The sequence below is a fragment of the Moorena sp. SIO4E2 genome (assembly GCF_010671945.1).
GTDB classification, from domain to species: Bacteria; Cyanobacteriota; Cyanobacteriia; order Cyanobacteriales; family Coleofasciculaceae; genus Moorena; species Moorena producens.
Map to the genome: position 1 here is coordinate 1 of NZ_JAAHIE010001032.1, position 1,895 is coordinate 1,895.

Genomic DNA, 1,895 nt, shown 5'->3' on the forward strand with positions numbered 1-1,895 from the left:
TTCCCTAGCGCTTTGAAAAAGCGCGGGGTCGCACCGCTTGAAAATAAGAAAAGTTCAGAAATTCACCAAGTCCAAGGAGCTATAAGAACTTGCCCCCTTCAGAATCAAGTATTTACTCTCGATGCTCGACCCTGCCAAAAAGAAACTACTCAAGCTATTATTGACTCAAATAATCATTATACTATTGCCGTCAAAAAAAATCAAAAAACACTCTATAACTCTCTAGAATATGTTAGTAATCATCAAACACCAATTACAGTTAATTGCACTATTGACAAGAGTCATGGCCGAGAAATTGAGCGCACTACTTACGTGTTTGAGCCTCCGGTTTATTTTTGCTTAGATTGGTGGCATGTCAAGAGTTTTATAAAAGTAGTTAGACAAGGAAAAAGAGGAAATGCCAATTATAAGAATATTGCTTATTATATCAGTAGCTTGTCAGAAACGGCTAAAGTATTTGCTGATAAAATTAAAGGGCACTGGGCAATCGAAAATAAATTGCATTGGATTAAAGATGTGATTTTACAGGAAGATCATTGTTCTTTTAATGATACTCAAGCTACTACTAACTTTTCTATTCTCAACACAGTAGCTCTAAATCTTTTCCGAATTTTGGGCTTCGACTCAATTACCGAAGCCCAAAGATGGCTTCGTAACAAGTGGTCTAGGCTTTGGGTTTTGTTAGAATGAAACAGCCCTGGGGGTTAGGGGGGATCTATATACATAATTACAAAGGTTACATGCTCCCGTTTCCTATTGCCTATTGCCTTGGGCGTAGCGCTATACTTCACCAGTCCTAGTTATATAACATGACCTGGATGAAAACCAGGTTTTGGAGGACTGTAGAGGTCTTCGAGAAATGGCGGTGGTGGTGGTCCTTCCCGCAGAATGATACAGTCGTGGGGTGGCGGTGGTCCTTCCCGCACAATGATCCAGTCCTCGATTGGAGGAGGTCCTTCTCGTATAATTGGGAAGTCTCGTATGTCATGGATCAATTTCGTCCCCCCCTTGATGTCTTTAGTTTTTTCGTGACCAAAATTGGTCACATACTCTAACGATTGATCATCACTGGGAGAATCCAGTTCGTAGATTTTAACAAAACTCGCGGAATTCCCCACCTTCTTTAAAGGTGTTGAAGTTACCGTAAGGATAGGGTCGCCTTTATGGTTAGTCGATTATGGGTAAAAGGGTTAAAACTTTTTGATTAAGGCTCCACTATCCTAAGGTTTCGTCTCTGGGATGGATAGCGAGACGAGGACTTGTTGCGAATCGTGTTATAATAAAGTTGGTCGATGACCCGCCTGACTGACTAAAAGGCTACCTTAAAGGTGTAAAAGTACTAGCAGAGCTCAGGGAAGAGACAAGCCCCGGCTGGTTGGCCATAGAGCCGTAATTCCAAGGTGAGTCTGTCGAAAAACTATACATCTGCGGAAGGCGGATGTCTGCCTGTGGACGCTGAGTAAGACCAACGCTAGCTTGCTGGTTGAGGCATCGGCGGATGAAGCGGGAAGCCCATTTGACGAATAAGACCGTCCCTGATTTGAGTTGAGATTGGAAGCCCCAGCCTCAGCGAAGCAGGCTGGGGTACTTCACCCATGTTGCAATGTAACGTTAAGTGGACAAATTTAACACTATAGCGGTTTTGAATTCGCTGAGGTACACAATTTTTTGATTTTAGGGAACAGGGAATAGGGAATAGGGAACAGGGAAAAAATCCGGCGTTGCTGATTCTGGGTATGGTTTCGCCCCCCTAGGGCGTGTTTTCAAACTCGGAGATCCCCCTAAATCCCCCTTAAAAAAGGGGGACTTTGAGTATGGCTCCCCCCTTTTTTAAGGGGGGCTGGGGGGGATCATAATCTTGCGGAAAACTTTGAAAACACGCCCTAGCCCCCCAA

General features: G+C 43.7%; 2 protein-coding genes. One reads left to right on the top strand and one right to left on the bottom strand.

The genetic code is table 11. The features are described 5' to 3' along the window. Positions 1-690 (top strand): ISAs1 family transposase (locus tag F6K37_RS40250; protein WP_287256887.1); only part of this gene is annotated, 690 nt, incomplete at its 5' end. 110 nt (positions 691-800) lie between these two features. Here F6K37_RS40250 and F6K37_RS40255 read toward each other — a convergent pair. Then, positions 801-1,118, bottom strand: coding sequence for a hypothetical protein (locus F6K37_RS40255; protein ID WP_287256888.1), 318 nt, complete (start codon positions 1,116-1,118; stop codon positions 801-803). Positions 1,119-1,895 lie beyond the last annotated feature (777 nt).